The organism is Kaistella yonginensis, from assembly GCF_030409525.1.
Lineage (GTDB): Bacteria > Bacteroidota > Bacteroidia > Flavobacteriales > Weeksellaceae > Kaistella > Kaistella yonginensis.
In genome coordinates this window covers 1-18,207 of the sequence record NZ_JAUFQB010000047.1, presented here as the reverse complement: position 1 = coordinate 18,207, position 18,207 = coordinate 1, and the positions used below count along the sequence as shown (strand labels likewise).

18 protein-coding genes are annotated in these 18,207 nt (G+C 31.2%); 6 read left to right on the top strand and 12 right to left on the bottom strand.

Translation table 11 applies throughout. The features are described from left to right. Positions 1–81: 81 nt before the first annotated feature. The 3 genes from QWY78_RS09825 to QWY78_RS09815 form a co-directional block, all read right to left on the bottom strand. Positions 82–564, bottom strand: coding sequence for a DUF6443 domain-containing protein (locus QWY78_RS09825; RefSeq protein WP_290219338.1), 483 nt, complete (start codon positions 562–564; stop codon positions 82–84). A gap of 13 nt (positions 565–577) precedes the next feature. Further along, positions 578–3,643, bottom strand: a complete 3,066-nt coding sequence (locus QWY78_RS09820) for a hypothetical protein (RefSeq protein WP_290219336.1) — start codon at positions 3,641–3,643, stop codon at positions 578–580. 131 nt (positions 3,644–3,774) lie between these two features. After that, positions 3,775–5,442, bottom strand: a complete 1,668-nt coding sequence (locus tag QWY78_RS09815) for a T9SS type A sorting domain-containing protein (RefSeq protein ID WP_290219333.1) — start codon at positions 5,440–5,442, stop codon at positions 3,775–3,777. Between the two features lie 208 nt (positions 5,443–5,650). Here QWY78_RS09815 and QWY78_RS09810 point away from each other — a divergent pair, with 208 nt between their 5' ends. Genes QWY78_RS09810 through QWY78_RS09800 form a run of 3 tightly spaced genes read left to right on the top strand, consistent with a single transcriptional unit; the run spans position 5,651 to position 6,501 of the window. Then, entirely contained in the window at positions 5,651–5,791 is a 141-nt protein-coding gene (locus tag QWY78_RS09810; protein WP_290219331.1) for an AAA family ATPase, read from the top strand. A gap of 35 nt (positions 5,792–5,826) precedes the next feature. After that, on the top strand, positions 5,827–6,252 hold the full coding sequence (locus tag QWY78_RS09805) for a ParA family partition ATPase (RefSeq protein WP_290219329.1): 426 nt from the start codon (positions 5,827–5,829) through the stop codon (positions 6,250–6,252). Between the two features lie 21 nt (positions 6,253–6,273). Next, on the top strand, positions 6,274–6,501 hold the full coding sequence (locus QWY78_RS09800; RefSeq protein WP_290219327.1) for a hypothetical protein: 228 nt from the start codon (positions 6,274–6,276) through the stop codon (positions 6,499–6,501). Positions 6,502–6,526: 25 nt separating this feature from the next. On the opposite strand, the gene QWY78_RS09795 is transcribed toward QWY78_RS09800, so the two are convergent. Next, the gene (locus tag QWY78_RS09795; RefSeq protein ID WP_290219325.1) at positions 6,527–7,453 is read right to left on the bottom strand and encodes a replication initiation protein; all 927 of its coding nucleotides are present in this window, start codon (positions 7,451–7,453) and stop codon (positions 6,527–6,529) included. A gap of 637 nt (positions 7,454–8,090) precedes the next feature. Continuing rightward, positions 8,091–8,474, bottom strand: coding sequence for a hypothetical protein (locus tag QWY78_RS09790; protein ID WP_290219323.1), 384 nt, complete (start codon positions 8,472–8,474; stop codon positions 8,091–8,093). Between the two features lie 229 nt (positions 8,475–8,703). Here QWY78_RS09790 and mobV point away from each other — a divergent pair, with 229 nt between their 5' ends. After that, positions 8,704–9,873 (top strand): MobV family relaxase, encoded by a 1,170-nt coding sequence (gene mobV, locus QWY78_RS09785; protein ID WP_290219322.1) that lies wholly within the window; start codon positions 8,704–8,706, stop codon positions 9,871–9,873. 1,724 nt (positions 9,874–11,597) lie between these two features. On the opposite strand, the gene QWY78_RS09780 is transcribed toward mobV, so the two are convergent. Both QWY78_RS09780 and QWY78_RS09775 read right to left on the bottom strand, forming a co-directional pair. Next, on the bottom strand, positions 11,598–11,822 hold the full coding sequence (locus QWY78_RS09780) for a hypothetical protein (protein WP_290219319.1): 225 nt from the start codon (positions 11,820–11,822) through the stop codon (positions 11,598–11,600). A 21-nt stretch (positions 11,823–11,843) separates the two neighbouring features. After that, entirely contained in the window at positions 11,844–12,431 is a 588-nt protein-coding gene (locus tag QWY78_RS09775; protein WP_290219318.1) for a ParA family protein, read from the bottom strand. Positions 12,432–12,605: 174 nt separating this feature from the next. Here QWY78_RS09775 and QWY78_RS09770 point away from each other — a divergent pair, with 174 nt between their 5' ends. Further along, a complete protein-coding gene (locus QWY78_RS09770) occupies positions 12,606–13,472 on the top strand; it encodes a type IV toxin-antitoxin system AbiEi family antitoxin domain-containing protein (RefSeq protein ID WP_290219317.1) in 867 nt (288 codons plus the stop codon). Here the strand turns inward: QWY78_RS09770 and QWY78_RS09765 are convergent. The 5 genes from QWY78_RS09765 to QWY78_RS09745 form a co-directional block, all read right to left on the bottom strand. Beyond that, on the bottom strand, positions 13,459–14,304 hold the full coding sequence (locus QWY78_RS09765; RefSeq protein WP_290219316.1) for a nucleotidyl transferase AbiEii/AbiGii toxin family protein: 846 nt from the start codon (positions 14,302–14,304) through the stop codon (positions 13,459–13,461). The genes QWY78_RS09770 and QWY78_RS09765 overlap by 14 nt on opposite strands. A gap of 322 nt (positions 14,305–14,626) precedes the next feature. Next, positions 14,627–15,448 (bottom strand): hypothetical protein, encoded by an 822-nt coding sequence (locus QWY78_RS09760; RefSeq protein WP_290219314.1) that lies wholly within the window; start codon positions 15,446–15,448, stop codon positions 14,627–14,629. A 217-nt stretch (positions 15,449–15,665) separates the two neighbouring features. Then, complete coding sequence (locus tag QWY78_RS09755; protein ID WP_290219312.1) at positions 15,666–16,457, bottom strand: ImmA/IrrE family metallo-endopeptidase; 792 nt, start codon at positions 16,455–16,457, stop codon at positions 15,666–15,668. After that, the gene (locus QWY78_RS09750) at positions 16,458–16,805 is read right to left on the bottom strand and encodes a hypothetical protein (protein WP_290219310.1); all 348 of its coding nucleotides are present in this window, start codon (positions 16,803–16,805) and stop codon (positions 16,458–16,460) included. Between the two features lie 12 nt (positions 16,806–16,817). Further along, positions 16,818–17,582: an RNA polymerase sigma factor gene (locus QWY78_RS09745; RefSeq protein WP_290219308.1), complete on the bottom strand. Its 765-nt coding sequence runs from the start codon at positions 17,580–17,582 to the stop codon at positions 16,818–16,820. 77 nt (positions 17,583–17,659) lie between these two features. Here QWY78_RS09745 and QWY78_RS09740 point away from each other — a divergent pair, with 77 nt between their 5' ends. Beyond that, positions 17,660–17,962, top strand: coding sequence for a DUF2188 domain-containing protein (locus QWY78_RS09740; RefSeq protein ID WP_290219307.1), 303 nt, complete (start codon positions 17,660–17,662; stop codon positions 17,960–17,962). Positions 17,963–18,207: the final 245 nt, after the last annotated feature.

Below are 18,207 nucleotides of genomic sequence, written 5' to 3'. Positions count from 1 at the left end.
TCTAAAATCACTTCCTTTACAATGATACAGTATCTGAATTTTTTCGTTTTTAAAAGAAGTATAAATAAAACAAAAATTAATTTATGCTAAATGCACAACAGGTTTGACTGAGTGTCCAGAATTCTTAGCCCATTGTTGTCCAGGAAATGCAGACTGTTTTAATCGATGTAGTGGTGAATCGTCATATACGGATTCGAAATATGCGTTGGGTACATTATTATAGATGCCATCATAATAGATATTTACATTCGTTCCATCAATTGGTTGAATGGCACCATTCAGCGATGCTTTTGGAAGAGGAAGATAGTTTTTTACCTGCTTTCCGAAACTATCATATTCTATCGGAATAATCAAATCTTGCCCCTTCGCACTCCCTTTTATATTAATAGATTGCTTTGGTCTTCCCAGACCATCCATATATTGAATGGTTTCCATTTTTTTCGTTCCGCTTTCATTAAGGTAAACGGTCGAGTAAATATAGTTTTCATTTGGACTTGGTACAGTTTGAGTAAAACCATTCACCCAAAACAATAATAGCACTACAATAAGTATCCGTATTCTCATAATTATTATTATTTTATGGTTTGTAATGGTATTCATTTTCCTGCAAGGTTCGATATATGAAGTTCCCACCTGCATCCTTTTCTTGCCTTTTAACTTCTTTTAATTTATTAGTGATATCATAATAAGTGTAAACCTCCCTCATACCTGAGGGGGACGTAATAGAAGTGATGCCTATCAAAGGGTTATAAGTATAGGTTGTAATCTGAAAACCGGCAAGATTAGAATTTTTTCTGAATGAATCTAAAGCCACAATTAAAGCATTTTCGCTACCAGCATCTTTATCAAGATCTGACTTAAGTACTATTTCGCTTGTCAAGTAAGTACTTGAATTTGCAATAGGAGAAAGACTCAAAGCGGTCATAACCTGTTCATAGGTGGCACCTTCAATTTTTGCAATAGGAAGTGTTTGGTGATATCCGTAAATGAAAGTCGTAGGCATTCCTGATTTGGTAGAATACTGAAGAAGATTTCCTTTATCGTCATACCGTTGTAACTTTTCAATTTCGTAAAAATCATTGGTACCTATTGCTGCCATAGTCTTAACTGGTAAAATTAAATTACTGGTATTAGCCTCTTTTGATACCAAAACTTTTGATTGTGCTACTAAATTTTGCAAATGAAGATTTGCAAAATCGATAGGGTTAATTTCTCCTTTCTCATTTTGCACCAAAACCGGTGTTCCGATTTTATTAATTTCTACTAATTTATCCATCATTGTAGTGGGATCATTTGCAAAATCATAGGGGTATTTAAAGCGTTTTAAATTAACCTCCGGATAAACAACTCCGTCACCAATTTTATAGGCAACCCATCGGAGATTTTGATTGGCTAAATCATAATCCATTTTGACCTCATTTTCAACATTGCCGGAGGGCAGATATGAAGTTGATTTGCTATAAATCAAATTGTAAGGTATTCCATAATATGACTTCTCAAATTCCATTAGTTCATAAGAATAATTATTAATTTTGTCTGAGAAAATAGACGTACCTGGGAAGACATATCCATGGTAATAATCCTCTCCTGTCTGTTCATGAAAGCCTCGATATATATTCTCTTTTTTCAGTTGCAGAATATTATTCTTATCGTAGACGGATACAAATTTTAATTTTCCTCTTTTATAACTGTTGTCTATATAAAAACTATTTCCATAAGCACTGTTAGAAATCATAAACTCTCCTACAGGATGCAAAGGAAGACTGGTGAGTTGATTGTCTTGTGAATAAGCTCTACGGAGAACGTTAGGAACTTCCTTATTTTTAAATTCGTAAATGGTTTTTAATCCGTTTTCATTTTCCTCGATTTTCGAATAACCGATGAAGAAATTATTTAATAAATCATAATTTATTTTTGCATTATTGAAAAGTAAAAAGTAACTTTTTAAATCATTTCCAAATGAACTCAAGTCCGGCGAAGAATTGGCTTTTGGAAAAAGAATTGATGTAGGATACCCTGTATCAGGAACATTAAATAGATACCCACTGCTTGTATTTGCATCTAAGTTATAGTAATAACTTATAGTTCGTTGCGGTGCACCTACTTCTTCCTGTATAATCTGTTTTTGAAGTCTCGTACCACCTCCTTTTAAATTGTTTCCCCAGAGATTAAAAACATTACTTTCCAAAACAAATTTTTTAATCCCTCCTGTCGGCAGTTTTACACTCTCGAGAGACCATGTTTTTGACAAATCATTTGGTTGTTTATCAATTTGACCATACAGTACGGAGTTTTCATCTTGTAGTAAATAATGATTATTATCGGTAGGGATATCATACGGTAAAATACTATATTCCGATTTTCCCGGATAATAATAATATTTTGAAGTTACTTTGTTAGGAGTTTCAGCAACTGTTTCATTTGAGTTGTTATATCCGAAAAAATCTTGTAGTGGAGATCCTATATTTGGGAGTTTTGATGCCTCATAATAGGTAAATTGGTATTTATTATAACCTTTTTCTTTGATTGAAAGTAATTTTAATCTTTTACTAAATTCATTTTTTTGAAGTGTTGAATAAAAATAACCGTATTCCAGATCAAATTCTTTTACAACAGAATTATTTGCATCCTTGACCTTAATATTTGTTAAAGCTTTTCCGTTTATTAAGTCAAGCCGGTCCAGTCCATAATAAAATTCCACGGAACCTCCGCGAAAGCTAATATTCTTTATTCTCTGAGTTGTAAGTGCGCGTTGATAATATTTACCGTAATCACTCTCATAACTCATTTGATCAGACATAAAACGTAGATTATTATCAATTCCCGGGACCGTTTTACTTGGGTATTTGGATTCGTATCTATAGAATAAATGATTTTGCAGTATATTATCTCGATCATTTGTCGTCTCTGAAGAATAAGGCTCATAAATAAAATTTATTGTATCATCATTATTCATATTCTTAATTTGAGTAATATTCCAAGAACTTACGCGGGGGTAAGTGCCACTTATACTGCCGAATGATTGATCATAGAAATTTTCGATTGAACTTGTGAAACTATGAGATATGTCTTTATCATTAAAGTAATAAGAGATACCACTTTTAGTAATCAATTCAAAATTTTTATAGTCATTTATGTCCATAAAATTATTTACCCAGGCACCGTAAGCATTTTTCAGATAATCATACGTTTTGGATTCAGTTGTCCAAGTAATTTTACTTCCTGTGTGATCTAGCTCGATTGGTTCAGTTCTATTTTTAAAATAAAATCTACTATTTTCAGCAGGTGAAAAAAATTGAAACATATCCGGATAAAAATCAACATTGTGATATTCTCCATAATTGTTAGGAATTAGATTCTGCTCCTTATAATCAAAGTAACCATATTTGGTCTTTGGATAGTATAAATTAGTGTCAGTGATAGATTCTAAATCTGCATCTCCGACAATTGTTCTATTGATAAAGCAAGATGATATGCTCCATCCCAAACCCACGTCGGAAGCTATACTATTAACTTGTATGCCTCCCTGTGAATAGTTTAAGGTTATAGGATAACTTAATCCGCCAACATTGATTTCAAAAATTGGAATTGAAAAGCTACTTCTTCCATTATAGTAATTGACCGGAGATTCCTGAAATTTCATGAAACTATAAGCGTTTGGCGATGCGGTATTGCTTATACTATTTGAATTTTGAGTACTCGGGTCCGCTTGGCAAGGGATTAACTGAGCGAATAAAAGCGCACTACATATTACTGATTTCCTTATACACCTTTTCATTTCTTCACAATTTTACTATTAACAACTTTGTTCTCGGTTTTTGCAGTTACCACATAAACGCCCTGAGGTAAAGCACTTGCATTAATTTTTGTCACCGTATTTTTAGTTTTTATATTTTGAATAAGTTTTCCGGTCATATCATATAAAGCTATGTCTGCTTCTTTAAAGTCCAAGCCAATTTCTACATAACAATAATCATCCACAGGATTTGGGTAAATTCGGATTTCCTGTTTTTCAATTAAATTCTCTACATCTTTATCACCCAGTTTCAGTATCTTCCAGTTTTCTTTTCCTAACTCTTTTGCGCTTGTTCCGGCTAAAAGAAAAGTTCCGTCCGTCTGTAATTTTACAGAAACTAAACGTTCTTCTTTCTTTTTAGATTTTCCTTCTACATGTTTACGCCATTCTTCTTTTCCTTCAGAATTAATATAAAGCATCCAGAATTTCTCGTCATTGCTTTTTATTTTTCCTTCTGCTTGCGTATAACCGCCGAGTAAAAATCCTTTGTCTTCGCTAAAGTTGTCTTTGTTTGTTTTTCTGATAACATTTACACTCATCAAAACATCTCGGTTTCCGAAACTGTAACTTTTTTGCCAAAGTTCATTTCCATTTTTATCTAAGGAAATAAGCCATAGATCACTACCCTCCTCGATATTTTCTCGTTTATTTCCCGAAGAATTGCTTCTGCTTTCTCCTCCAATTAAATAGCCTTTGTCAGTAAACACTATAGTTTTAGGGTAGTCATCAGCACTTCCACCATAGGTTTTTTGCCATTCAACATTTGCGTTCTTATCTAATTTTACAATCCAATAATCTCCCTCGCCGAAATTATCTTCTGTTTTACCAATAAGGATTTTATCTTCTGTTTCACCTTTTGAAGAAACCAATAAATCAATTGCTTTGTTTTCGGAATTTCCTTGTTCTGTTTTTAAAGTATTGAAAATTTTATTCTGGATTTTTCCGGAGATGGAATATATTAAAAGAATGCTCCCTCCATCTGGAGTAGCAAACATTTCCTGTACTTCATCTAAATTATTTCCACCTAAAATAGTGGTGTTTATCAGTTTACCCGTTTTATCCAGTTTAGAAACAAAAACATCTTTTGATTCGAATAAACCTTTATTAGAATTAATGTTTCCGGCAACAAAGAATCCTTCATCTATAGATTGTGTTACTGCCGCAGCTTCATCATTGTTTTTTGTTCCCAATGTTTTTTGCCACAACTCTTCCCCATCTTCATTCAGCCTTATCAACCAAATATCCGACCCACCAATATTGTTGTCTTTTTTATCAAGGGATTGATTGGAATAGGAGGTTCCATTTAGTAAAAATCCACCTTCTCTGGTGGTAGTGGCCGAAACGAGATAATCATGACGTGAACCACCAAAGTGTTTATCCCAAAGAATATTTCCGTCCTGTGAAAGTTTCAGTAAACGGTAATCATAACCTGCATTTGTGGAAGTTGCTCCACTAGTACTAACCCCCGATAATTTTGATTTTTGAATAGCACTGCCAGAGAGAACGATTTGCCTGTCCAAAGTAATGGACATCGTTGAAAGAAAATCCTGTGTAGAGGATTGTATATCTTTTTGCCATAAAACATCTTGGGCGGAAATAGTATAGAGAATAAATACAAGAAATAATGCGGAGTAAAGTTTTTTCATATTCTGATTTATAAAATTAAAATTAACAAATTTTACAATATAAACTAGATTTATTTAATAAATGTTAAAAAAAACTAATTATACATTGCGATAAATGAGTGTTTTAGTGAATAAATAGGGGGTTGGAGTTGAAAATAGATTTGTAAAAAATTCCTTTTAGCCGACTTTTCTTTTTTTATGAATTGGCATATAAATATATAATTGTACGATGGCAAAAATTATCTTGATTACTCACCAAAAGGGTGGCGCTGGAAAACCAACCCTTACTTTTAACCTCGCTTGCAATTTAAAAGAAAGTGCAAAAGTCTGTATCTTGGATATGGATAATCAAGTTCTTTACTTAACATAAGCGAACTTTCCCAAGTTCCGGTTTTCACTTCCAACATGCTTAGTGAAAAACTAAAAAAAGAATATGATTTTATTGATACACCTCCCTATATTAATGAAAAAATTTCTAAACTCTGCGAAATAGCAGATATTATAATTATTCCGACTAAAGCTGGAGTATTAGATTTGCTAGCTACCAAATCAACTATCGATATTATAAAAGAAGTTAAAGCTGAGAATAAAGCTTTAATTGTATTCAACATGGTAAAACCGAAAACAACTTTAACTGAGGAAAAAAAAGAAGTTACCGATTACGGGATTAAAGTCTCAAAAACTATGATTTCAGATTTGGTTTCATTCTCTCGATCCGTTTTAGTAAACGGAGTAGAGGATAATAATACTGCACAAAAACAAATTGATAATCTTACAAAAGAAATATTAACTCTAACAATTAATTATATAAATATATATTTACATAATTAATTTTTTATATAATTATATACTATGGCAAAACAAGATTTTTCTCTTCTAATTGGTAAGGCCAAGGAAACTCAAATTAAAGCACCAGTTCAAAAAATAGTGCCCATAAAAGAGAAGAAAAAAGAGGAAGCTTTATTCTCTCTTTATATTCCGGTGGACGTAATGAAGAAACTTAAAATAATGAGTGCGGAAAAAAAGATAAGTTTAAAAGATCTTATCAATACGGCTATTCAAGAAAAATATTTTGAATAATATAATCTCTTACGATTACAGAGTCCTATTTTGAAGGCAAAAATCCTTTTTTCTGATAAATTCCAACAAGATAACCAACGGAATTTTTTACACTTACTTTCTTATTTTGAATTTTACTATTTAAGTCCGCTATTAGAGTGTCAAAATCGGTCTCTTTCTCCTTCATGGCTATTTGTTCCGCTTGATCTTCATTGAGGCCATAAGATAGCAGCTTAGACTTGAATTTTTGGATATTTAAAGGTTTATCAAACTCAATTTGCATTTGCTTAAACTTTTGAGAATTGATATGAAGAGTAACCCAATAGAATTCGCGACCACGTTTTTTTAATTCATAACTTAATTCAATATCGGTATTTTCACAAATTTGTGTTTTGGCAATATCTAAAACTTTCATCTTGAAATCTGAAATCCTTTCAAATTGTTCATTTCCTTTTTTGTCAATTAAGCCAAGCATTTTTTTTAGTTCGGTAATTTCAAAACGTTTAGATCCTACGCTTCTCCATTGACAAGCAATTGTATAAAGTCGTTTTGCATACTTTGAAGAGCAATCCAGAACCGATTTTAACTGCAAAGCAGTGAAATTATTTTTAAGATCAAAGAAATAGGGGGTAGCTTCGTCATTCAGTTTTACAACAAAGCTTCCTGTTCCCTTTAAATATTTAACTCGGGAAAAAAGCCAAATCTGATCCAAACTTTCAGATGTTTCAATTTCAAACATTCTGGAACCGATACTTTCTGTAGCTTCTCTTAATTGTTTTAAGTTCCATTTACGTCCTGTAATTTGTTCAATATCCTGAACATGGATGGTATATTCTAATTTATCTTGTTCTAGACCAGAAAGAACCATAAAAAGTATATCCAACATACATGATGAATAATCATATCTTCCCGAAGTGATAACGTTATGCTGAAAAACAACCTTGTTTTGAAGATCAATATCCATTAATTCCATTGGTCAATTTTTTTTAAAATCAAATATAATAATAAAAAACTACATTGAAAAACTACAGTCGATTATAATGCTCTAGAATAAACTTATAAAAAGTCGTTTTTAACTTATAAAAAGTCGTTTTTAACTTATGAAAAGTCGTTTTTAACTTATAAAAAGTCGTTTTTAACTTATGAAAAGTCGTTTTTAAACTCATAATTAACTGATATATAATACGTTGCGGCTCTTTAAAATAACAAAATAATAAACTCTTTTAAATTAAAAAATAACGTTTATAAAAAATTTATCTATTATTAGAAAAATTTGGACATTTTGTCAGAATGGAAAAACAGAAAAAACGAGAATTCAAAAGAGAATACAAGGTTTGTGATCTTATGCTATGCATAATAAATAACTTAAGTTACTGATTAGTAGGTTTTTATGCGGTTTTATTAAATAATTCGAAATGGGAGCCGATCCAAAAGATAAATTTCTTTTCTGCATAATCCTGGATAATCAACAGCAATCCATTTCGGGGTATGTAAGAAATTTAGGTTATCTTTTTGGTTAGCATTTATCGACCCAGTGGATGTTAGCAAAACCGACGAGCATCTTAATGATCTGCAGCAAAATTGTTAGTTCTTTTTTTTATTTCATTCTACTATTTCCAATCTTGTAGATCATATTCAAAATCTTTTTCAAAAAATGTTTGTTCCGAATATTTATTGATTGCAGAAAATAAATTTTCCGCATCAATTAAACCATCGGAAGAATCAAATTCGTCAAAAAAAGTTTCTGACATTTGATACAGATGCATTCTTTCTTTGGAAGGGAGAGCTGGAAAAACTGCATTGATACGAATCGGAATTTCAGTCAAATTTTCATATCCTCTATCGATGTAACCAAAACAAAAGTCGCCTGCAGATATTTCTTCCCCTTTATTACTTTTTGCTTCTAACTCCTGGAAAGAAATTTTTCCATCCGTTGCAAGATCAAGATAGTAAAGTTTCAAAAAATGCTTAATGATTTCAGTTGTAGTTTTCATATTATGAAGATACAAATTTAAAACAGAAAATAATTTTTTATTCTCTTTATTTTTTGTGTATTTTTGGCTTGACGAAAGTAAAGGTATAGCCCACTATACTTTTTTTTATCCGCGTTGCTACAAAAATAAAGTTATTGGGCTCTCCGAGGGTTCCAATCTAAGCAAAATATAACTAGGTTGTTTTGCTGAAGAAAGAAAAAATATAGTCGGAAAAAACAAAAAAATTGAAATGAGTTACGCAGTTTACCACGCAGAAAAAGGAGCAGTTTCTCCTGGAGGAATTGGGAATCATATTGACCGAGAACCAGGAGCGAAACATACCTATCGCCATGCAGATCCAGAACGTATAAATCTTAACGAGCATATAACCGTAAATGCACATTGTGATAAAACTTTACACATTGCGATATCGGACCGAATTAAAGAGGGATACAACGCCAGAAATAAAGCGGGAGAATTAAAATCAATTAGGAAAGATGCCGTAAAATATACTACTCATATTCTAACCGGCAGCCACGAACAAATGAAAAAAATTGAAGCTGATCCAAATTTACGGAAAGCCTGGATCACTAAAAATTTAGAATTTGTAAAAAACGAATATGGCGAAAAAAACATTGTACGATTTTCAATTCATAGAGATGAGAAAACCCTGCACATACACGCTATAACCGTTCCACTAACCGAAGATGGCAGATTATCTGCAAAAGAACTTTTAGGTGATAGATTGGCAATGAGCCAACGCCAAGACCGGTACGCAGAACAAATGAAACCTTTCGGACTGAACAGAGGACAAAAAGCAACAGGCATAAAACACGAATCCGCAAGGGAATATTATTCCAGAATAGAAGAAGCCCAGGAGACAATTTCTAAAAATGATTTTAAGCCTGAAAAAAATCTTTTAGGGGCTTATAAGTCGGAAAGCGTGGAAGAAATGCAAAACATTCTTAAATCTCAAAAAATAGCCCTCAAATCAAAAGATTCAGAGATTGCCAAGCTCAAAGAGCAACAAAAAAAAGATGCTGAATTTAAAATTAAAATTACGGAAAGCCGAAAAAATATAGATCAGAGCCTAAAATATAGTCTTATAGATGAGAAATATAGGGAACAAATAAAGGCGATAAAAATTAAAGAAATAGGGGAGAAGTATGGCTACGACGTGAAACATAAATTCAGTTTTGTTTCTCATGCGATTCAAAATAAAACTGATAAAGAAATAGGCGAGAATGTAACAGCTGTAGTAAAAAAAGTAGCTGAAGAAAAAAATCTTTCATCTGCTGATTATTCTTTATTGCTGCAATCAAAAGAAGTTAAAAACACTTACCAATACCTGCAAAACGAACGAGAACGAAGAAACGAACTCCAACAAAAAAGAGAGCAGCGAAAAGGTAAAGGAATCTAAGACAATAAAAGTTGCTTAGGAAGTCTTGAAAACTAAAAAAACCTAAAAACAGCAAAAGCCAAATTGAAACTGCAGTACTTTAATATTATAGAAAAAATAGATAATAAAAATGATGAAGATGAATTAGTGTGATTGCAATATATGAGAAAGTTTTAGGTATTTGGATAAGGTTGTTGAAAATCGTAAATTTGCTGGATTAGAAATCCTTTCGCAGAACAGCGGAGGGATTTTTTTTTGTGCCATATCCTTGCGTCCCAACATTAGTGAAACTTTGAAACTATTTTTGTCCTTTGAGATGAAATCCTACAATTTTATCTTTAGAATATTGAAAGATAATTTGTTTTCGGTTTTCGTGTAGCCCATAAACAAAAACATTAAAAATGTCTTTGTTTATGGGTATTTACACAATGTAAATTTATGTCCTTTGGAGTGTTTAAAATCAAATATATCATTACAGTTAAGCAAACCGGCGAATCGATAGAACCGACATTATCTTTGAAGCAAATGTTAGAGAATTTCTAATACATCAAATTTAGTAAAAACCCTCTTTTTGGAGATTTTACACCAATAACATACAAATCTCAAAAAAAGAAAATAGATTTTAATTTTAGAACATATTTATAATTATGATAACCACTTTTACAATAGTATGGTTAACAGGAATAGTAGTACTGTTTTCCATTGGAATTTTCAAGTTTAGAAAATTCAGAGCGTATGTTAAACTTCCTTATTTCGGATTCGGATTCGAGGGGGAAAGTTAGAATTGAAAGCGGGAAAAATCCCGCTTTTTTATTTCCGACCAGATTTTTCTTTCTGCAAACTTTACTCATACATACTGCAAAAGTTACTCATGTATTCTGCATTGGAACATCGGCTAAAGCCGACTCATAAATTTGTCAAAAATTATAAATTTCCTCCAAATTTTTTCGAACCAACAATTATAAAAATTTCTCAATCTGAGAAATTTTTTTTGCTTTTAATGTAACATGTAAATTTTTGATTAAGACATAATATTGCCCAAATAAGTCTTAAATGAAAGCGAATAATTCTTGTCCTTTCGTATAATATATTTAAAACATTCCTTTGGTATAGCCTATTACCGATTAAAAAGTTTTTGCGTCACAACATTGTTGGGGAGTGTTAATCATTTTTGCTACAGTAATTGGATTTTTTAGCGTAGCACCACTATAAGAAGGTAATAACATTACTGAAAATAATTCAGATTAGTATTAATTCAGTTTTTCACTGATAAATAGTTAATAAAAAAAGCTTGTCATTTTCTGTCCTTTCGCAAAATAAACTAAAAATATTTCTTTGCTGAAGGGAGTAATAAGCAAAAGTTTAAAAAATCAATCCCGAGGCTATATTTGAAAATAAATTAATTAAAAAAAAATAGTATGGAAACATTAGAAACAACATTAGAAACATTAACAAAAATTGTATGGTTTTTAGAACTACTACTAAAAATCAGTAGACACATTAAAACTAGAAAAACAAAAAAAGAGTTTAGGATTACCATGTCCTTTCCGTTACGAAATAAGTAGGTTTTGGTGACATAGAGATTACAAAAAAGCAACTGATTATCAACTGCTTGTAATCTGGTTTTATTATACTCTTAAATACAAGAGTACAGATTTTTTAGATTTACTTAACAACGGAATAGTTTCAACAAGTAGTTCAAAAAGTTCTGGAGGGTAATGAAATGTATTAGTTTGTATCATTTATTACGTAAAATATTTATCATCAATAGCTGAGTTAATTAGTTCCTTAAGACTAATATTTTTCTCTGCAGACATAATTTTTAAAGCCTTTAGTTTTTCAGTTGGAATGTATAAAGAAAAAATTGTTTCTGCTTTTTTTTCTTTTATTGGTACTATCTTTTGGATAGGAGATTTTATTTGAGTCTCTTTTGCTTTGCCTATTAAATCGGAAAAATCTTGCTTTGCCATAAATATATATTTATATAATTATTATTGAATTGAAAGTGTTAGAATTTCTTTTGTCAAATTGTCAATTTGCTTTTGTGCATTTCGGTGTTCTTCTACACCATTAACTAAAACAGAGCGAGAAAAAGCGACTAAATCTGAAAGCATATTTTTGGAAACCTTAATGTCATAATCTTTTAATTGATCTTTTATTTCTGCTGTAAGGGTAGTATTCGGTTTCACCATATTAAATACTATTAGAGCTCTATTTTCGGCTTTAGCTTTTACAACTATATCAATTGTAGATTTAATTGCCAAGAGATCCAGAACACCGGCCTTTGTTGGAATTATAATAACATTTGCAATAATGCATAGTTCTTCAATTCTACTATTTAAATATGGTGGTGTATCAATAAATATAAAATCATAATCTGAATTTTTTAAATCATTTAATTTTTCCGCAGGAAATATTGGTACTTTAGAAAGTTGATTGATATTCATTAAAGATCCTTGGGTATCCATATCCAAAATACATACTTTAGCATTATCTTTTAAATTGACCGCTAGATTATATGTTATTGTTGATTTGCCCACCCCCCCTTTCTGATGCGTTATTAAAATTATTTTCGACATTCTGTATTATTATATAATTATACAAATATATAATTAATATTTGTATATGAAATTTTTTATTTATTTAAAAAGAGAATTTCTTTGTGAAAATTACTATTGAATATTTATGGTCTTTATTAAAAAAACACTAACTTTGCACTAATATATTTCATATATGAAATATATTAATGCTGAATGATAAGTAAATTACAAAAAAAAGTTCCTGTTATAAAAGACATAATTGAAAGATCTAACTATAAGGTTTTGAGTAAATTAGAGTTAGAAAGAGTAGTGTCTGAAATCAACGATATATGGGGCTTAAAAAGTATTTCTAGAAATGATATAAAGAAATTTATAGTCAAGCAAAACTTTCTTAAAGAAGATTATATTGAGTCAGAAGGAAGTGATTCTTTTGAAATATACTATTTACCAGATTCTAACATTGATTTTTTTGATATAGCATCTTCAAGATCGCGATTATCTTATTTTAGCCATTATTCCGCTATTTACATACATAACCTAACATTACAGATACCCAAACAAATATATCTTACTTTAGAGAGGAAAAAAATAGAATTGAATAGTAATTATTTAGAGCAACACAGCATAGATAGGGTTTTTTCTAAACCTCCAAGAATAACTTCAAATAAAAGAAATTATAAAAATTTCGACATCAATTTTATTAATGGACAATATCAAAACCTAATCGGTATTACTAGATTTCGGGATCAATATGCTGTTTCTGATATGGAAAGAACATTGATTGATATTTCTGTAAGACCATTTTATTCCGGCGGAGTGACTCAGGTTTTAGAAGCATTTGCAAATGCCAAAGACCGGTTAGATACAGATAAACTTTACCAGTATTATTCCCACATGAACTATACCTACCCATATCACCAAGTTATAGGTTTTTATCTTGAAAAAGCTGGTTATAGCGAAAAATCCTACCTAAAGTTTTTAGAACTGAACCGTTCAAATCTCAAATTTTATCTGACTTACAATATTCTTCACAAAGAATATTCCAAGAAGTGGAATCTATATTATCCTAAAGGTTTGTGAAAGGCTTTGCAATGTCTAGAAGTTGATTAAAATAATAATCATAACTCTCTAATGATGATCTGTCGGATTCCGGAATGGATGCTATAACAGTTTCCCAGTTTTCCCTGTTATATTCTCTTAAGATATCCAGATTGTTCATAAATTCTAACGGCACTTGTTTGGCAGCAAAAATTTCAATAAGTAAATTGGGGTCGAGATTCAAAGGCCGATTATTATAAATAAGATGTATATCGTAGATATCCCTAGCTCGGTGTTTTTGATTGGCCGTGGTTACGATTTCTTTATACTCAGGCATGGTTTGGCATAACGCCCTTAGTTTTTCAAACAGAATCATCTCTAGGGTATAAACTCTTAAGATGACTCCATCCATCTCTATAGTGGTAGCTCCTTCAACATATTCGTAAGCACTGATATCTACAACATATTTAGGGGATTGTTCATTAAGCTTAATGGCATATCTCCTCATTTTTTCAGGGTTTTCTTCCAACGCTATAACTTTCTCCTTCTCTATAATTTTAAACTCTATAAAATAGCCTTTCCACTCAGGAATACTCCCGGCTTTTGGCTTCTCACCAAATTTAATATCAAAGACAAAAAGTCCCGCTTCTCTAAATGTTCTGTTCAAAATATAGTCCATCCAACTTGGCATCTTATTGAATTCTTCTTCAGTAAATTCTCGTTCTACTGAAAAATCAATATCAATAGAGCCTCTGTTAGTAATTTCATACACAAGATGAAGAGCGTTTCCTCCCTTTAATACTAAACTGTGCATTAAAGTTTCATCTGACATTAAAGCTCTGAGAGTTAATTTTTTTATTTTATCTAAATCCATAGCATCAAAAATACAAAGGCTTTCTTAATAATTTCCATTAAAAAGCCAAAAGCTTCCAAAAGGGAGCGTCTACGTAAGAGATATTAATTATTTATTGCTTTTTAGCGTTAGTCCATGGGAATATTAAAAGGGATGTTTAAAGAAGCTGCTAAAGTTGGCTTGCTGCCAACTATAGAAAAAGAACAATTATCTACCCCATAAAAGCAAATTTTTCGGAAAAGACTTTTTCGATAGTTTTATAGATGAATTAATTTTATAAATTTCATAATGATTCAAATCCATTTTACAGAAACTTGAAAGATGTAGAAACTTTTATTCAATATCAACCTCTTTGTTTCCATTTCCAATTACATTTGGGAGCAAACAACCCTGGTGTGAAATAAATATCACTGATTATGTCAAGAAATTTGTTGCTTTTTAGGAGTCCACCACAGTGTTCTGGTTCTGTAGCAATCGTAAATCCTTGTAACCGTTGAAAAATCCAATTAATTACTGGATGATCACCATCTAGCATCTCTCGTATTTCTTTTTCTTTCAAGTAAGTAAATTTGAAAGAACCATCACTTAAACCATTTTTTACAGAAAAGAAATCTAAATCTATATCAAAAAATACCGAAGTCTCTGTTGACGTTAATAAGGCGTTTTCTAATTCATTATACGTTCTAAATTTTTTAATTATATGTTTATTACCATAGGTATCAATTAATTCTTCATCTTCCCACGCTGCTCCCCAAGATTCCTGCCTACAATGTACGTATATGTCCCCTATCAGATTTAGATAGGCAGCACATAAAATATGTCCATCATTATTGCCTGCAAGTTTTGCCCAAGAGTATAAGGATACTTCAGCATCACTGGATAAATCTAAATCATCTAACCAAGCTTTCTCTATTTCGCAGGGGTAGCATAAATCTTGATGCCAGTCCAAGGAAACCAAACAAGGAGGCCTATCACTTCCATTTTTTTGCCTCCATTTATTCCAATAGAAAAAAGCATAACGATGTTCTTGAAAAATCGCAAGTTCAATTGCTTCAGACTCCCTTATTGGATGCGATAAAATTTCGCGTAAAGCACCTGGGGGTTCTATATGATATGGATTTCGAAATTCAATTATCTTAGTCTTGACGGGCTGTCTATTTTTCATATTTATAATAATTCCACAGGTTTATACCAGTAATAAAATATTGATTTAGTTGTCGTTTCAATTGTTTAAAAATACCCGATCAGCATTCTAAATAGTAAACTAATCACGTTTTTATGGCAAATTATCAAATATAAACTGTATATTTTTATAGCTTCCAGGCATTATAAATTTACTTTTTTGATTACTGTACCAAGTCTTCTAATGATTATTTTTAAATTTAGTCTTCCCAAACTATACTTAAAACAAAATTATGGCTATCTGAATAGATGCACTTTTCATAAAAGTATCTATCATAATTTTTTTCTGGAACATATTCAAACCAATCATCAGCAGCCACAGGAACAGATTTTTTATATTTTTTATTATTATGAAAATATTCTCCCGCTAAAGTGCTTGTGGGAACTTTGCCTTTTGGAAATTTGAGCCATTTAAAAGGGAAATCATGACTTTGCTTAAACCATTTAATTTTATTGTTGATTGAACATACAATCATCATAGGATGATGATCTATTGACATTAATTTTAGGACGGTGGCTGTAATACTGGTATTATATTTTTGAGATATTCTTTCAATCAACTCAAAATTAAATTTTTGTCTAAAACAATCCTGTTTAATTCTTGATTCTGGCATAAGAAGGCTAGACGCAAAAAAGTCCGCCTCAATTTCAACAGGATTTTTTGAAGAAAAATCTGTATGGGAGGGATGAGAAGGGGTTCTACCGTTAAGTAAAGCATTTCTATGCTCATCGATAAAATAATGTCCTAACTCGTGCGCAAAAGTAAACCTCGTTCGAGCAGAATTAGTATTATTTGAATTAATATAAATATGAAAACTCCCTTCCTCGTACTCGATTAAACCATCAAATGACTCCTCATATTGGCCAAAACAATAGGTTATTTCTTTTGCTTCAGCAATTATTGAGGGTTCGACCATTCCTACTGGGCAATATTCACTAGCTATAAATTCCGCGAGTTCAGATAATTCTATTTCTCTTTTTTTTGATAACATTTAATTATCGTTATTTTTTTGTCTTGATTTTATCTTATCCTTTTGCATTTCTTTTTTTATTTCTTCCGAAATCGTTTTTCCCTCTCTAGCTGCCTGAGCAAAGTTTTGTGAATAATCACCAACAATATTCAGTTCTTTAAAATTTTCTTCGCATTTATAAACATGATTATTTAAAAATGTAAAAGGATCCTTTAATCGTTCAGGTTGTCTGGGCGTTTTTTTATCCGCTTTTGCTATGATTTCTTTAAAGTCCTCTATCGTCGTTGGAAAAATATAACCCAATTTTGATAAAGCTTTATGTAATTCATCATCTAAAAAACTATCCATTTTATTTGAAATTGTACTCATTTAGTTAGTTTTTTATTTTCTTAATAATAATTGGTCTTGTAAATCTATTGATATAGATTTCCTAAATTTATATAAAATCTGACGCATGTTATCTCTACTAGTCCCCCATCTTTGTTCTAACTCATCTAATATATGAGTAGGGGTGTTTTTTCCAGGTGTGTAATAAGAATAAGTCATCAAAATAATATCTCTGTCTCTTGGAGAAAGTTTTGAAAGATAGTCTTCAACTTTCTTTAAATTTTCTGATTGCGTTTCTTGCTCTTCATTGTTGGACGATTCATATATAGGTGAAAATTCATTATCACACTCTTCCTCACTTTTTCCGAGCATATCAATAAAGTCGTCTTGGTAAGCATCAAAGTACTTAGCTTGAGAAATATTTTTAATTATGTTTGGAGATTCTTCTTGTTCTCCTTCTTTAGATTTTGAGTCTTTATATGCTTCATCAAGATAATTATCATAAAAAACGTTTTTCATTATTGTCGTCATCCAGCTAAGAATGGCAATATGAATATTTTCTTTATTTATAATTTTCCCTTTTTTAAAAGCACCTGCTCTCCTATAAATCATGTTGAAAGTATCGGCTAAAAGATCCATTGCTCGTTGTTCGTCTCTCGTAACTCCTATTGCTATAATCAACATTTCCTTCCAAAACCGACTATAAATTTGGCCATAAGCAGCTATAGCTTCTTCAGGAAAATCTTCTTTAAGTCCTATTAATTCTATTAGATAATCATCAGAATCTTCTTCATTCTTTACCTTTTGTGTTTTTTTCATTGAGTATTATGGTTATATAGTTTTATACCTAAAAGCGTTATTAATTCGCGATAAAATTAAAATTCACGGAATTCAGTATGTATTATAGAGGGAAGTTACAAAATTTCTCTAATAATAATTTAAAAAATAATAAGATGGCAAATTATCATGTAACACAAAAAAAAGGACAAGAAGGATGGAACGTCCAAAAGGAAGGAGGCAAAAAAGCCTCTGTAATTGTAAGTACTCAAAAAGAGGCTGAAAAAATAGCAAAACAATATTCCTCCAACAATGGTGGCGGGGAAGTTCGGATACATCGACCAAATGGTGGTCCTATTCGAGATAGTGATACTGTAAGGCCAGGAAACGATCCAAGTTCTATAAAAGACACAAAGCACTAACCAGTAGATATTGAAATTAACTGGAAGAAAGTTCTTTATTACTAAAGTGTTAAGTAATAAATTAAAATACAATAATGAATAAAAAAATATAAAAATGAATTCAGACAATCAACACGGGGTGATTCACCCCCATAATCCCAAAAAACCTCTAACGTTTGTAATAGAAGGTAAAGATTATGAAACCTTTGACCAGTACAAAACAGGGGCAGAATTAAAACAGCTTGCAGGAATACCTTTAGATACCG

What these genes read in the sequence shown, in the direction of transcription:
- QWY78_RS09825 (WP_290219338.1), bottom strand. Translation starts at nt 564, where the DNA reads ATGAGAATACGGATACTTATTGTAGTGCTATTATTGTTTTGGGTGAAT.
- QWY78_RS09820 (WP_290219336.1), bottom strand. Translation starts at nt 3,643, where the DNA reads ATGAAATTTCAGGAATCTCCGGTCAATTACTATAATGGAAGAAGTAGC.
- QWY78_RS09815 (WP_290219333.1), bottom strand. Translation starts at nt 5,442, where the DNA reads ATGAAAAAACTTTACTCCGCATTATTTCTTGTATTTATTCTCTATACT.
- QWY78_RS09810 (WP_290219331.1), top strand. Translation starts at nt 5,651, where the DNA reads ATGGCAAAAATTATCTTGATTACTCACCAAAAGGGTGGCGCTGGAAAA.
- QWY78_RS09805 (WP_290219329.1), top strand. Translation starts at nt 5,827, where the DNA reads ATGCTTAGTGAAAAACTAAAAAAAGAATATGATTTTATTGATACACCT.
- QWY78_RS09800 (WP_290219327.1), top strand. Translation starts at nt 6,274, where the DNA reads ATGGCAAAACAAGATTTTTCTCTTCTAATTGGTAAGGCCAAGGAAACT.
- QWY78_RS09795 (WP_290219325.1), bottom strand. Translation starts at nt 7,453, where the DNA reads ATGGAATTAATGGATATTGATCTTCAAAACAAGGTTGTTTTTCAGCAT.
- QWY78_RS09790 (WP_290219323.1), bottom strand. Translation starts at nt 8,474, where the DNA reads ATGAAAACTACAACTGAAATCATTAAGCATTTTTTGAAACTTTACTAT.
- mobV (WP_290219322.1), top strand. Translation starts at nt 8,704, where the DNA reads ATGAGTTACGCAGTTTACCACGCAGAAAAAGGAGCAGTTTCTCCTGGA.
- QWY78_RS09780 (WP_290219319.1), bottom strand. Translation starts at nt 11,822, where the DNA reads ATGGCAAAGCAAGATTTTTCCGATTTAATAGGCAAAGCAAAAGAGACT.
- QWY78_RS09775 (WP_290219318.1), bottom strand. Translation starts at nt 12,431, where the DNA reads ATGTCGAAAATAATTTTAATAACGCATCAGAAAGGGGGGGTGGGCAAA.
- QWY78_RS09770 (WP_290219317.1), top strand. Translation starts at nt 12,606, where the DNA reads ATGATAAGTAAATTACAAAAAAAAGTTCCTGTTATAAAAGACATAATT.
- QWY78_RS09765 (WP_290219316.1), bottom strand. Translation starts at nt 14,304, where the DNA reads ATGGATTTAGATAAAATAAAAAAATTAACTCTCAGAGCTTTAATGTCA.
- QWY78_RS09760 (WP_290219314.1), bottom strand. Translation starts at nt 15,448, where the DNA reads ATGAAAAATAGACAGCCCGTCAAGACTAAGATAATTGAATTTCGAAAT.
- QWY78_RS09755 (WP_290219312.1), bottom strand. Translation starts at nt 16,457, where the DNA reads ATGTTATCAAAAAAAAGAGAAATAGAATTATCTGAACTCGCGGAATTT.
- QWY78_RS09750 (WP_290219310.1), bottom strand. Translation starts at nt 16,805, where the DNA reads ATGAGTACAATTTCAAATAAAATGGATAGTTTTTTAGATGATGAATTA.
- QWY78_RS09745 (WP_290219308.1), bottom strand. Translation starts at nt 17,582, where the DNA reads ATGAAAAAAACACAAAAGGTAAAGAATGAAGAAGATTCTGATGATTAT.
- QWY78_RS09740 (WP_290219307.1), top strand. Translation starts at nt 17,660, where the DNA reads ATGTATTATAGAGGGAAGTTACAAAATTTCTCTAATAATAATTTAAAA.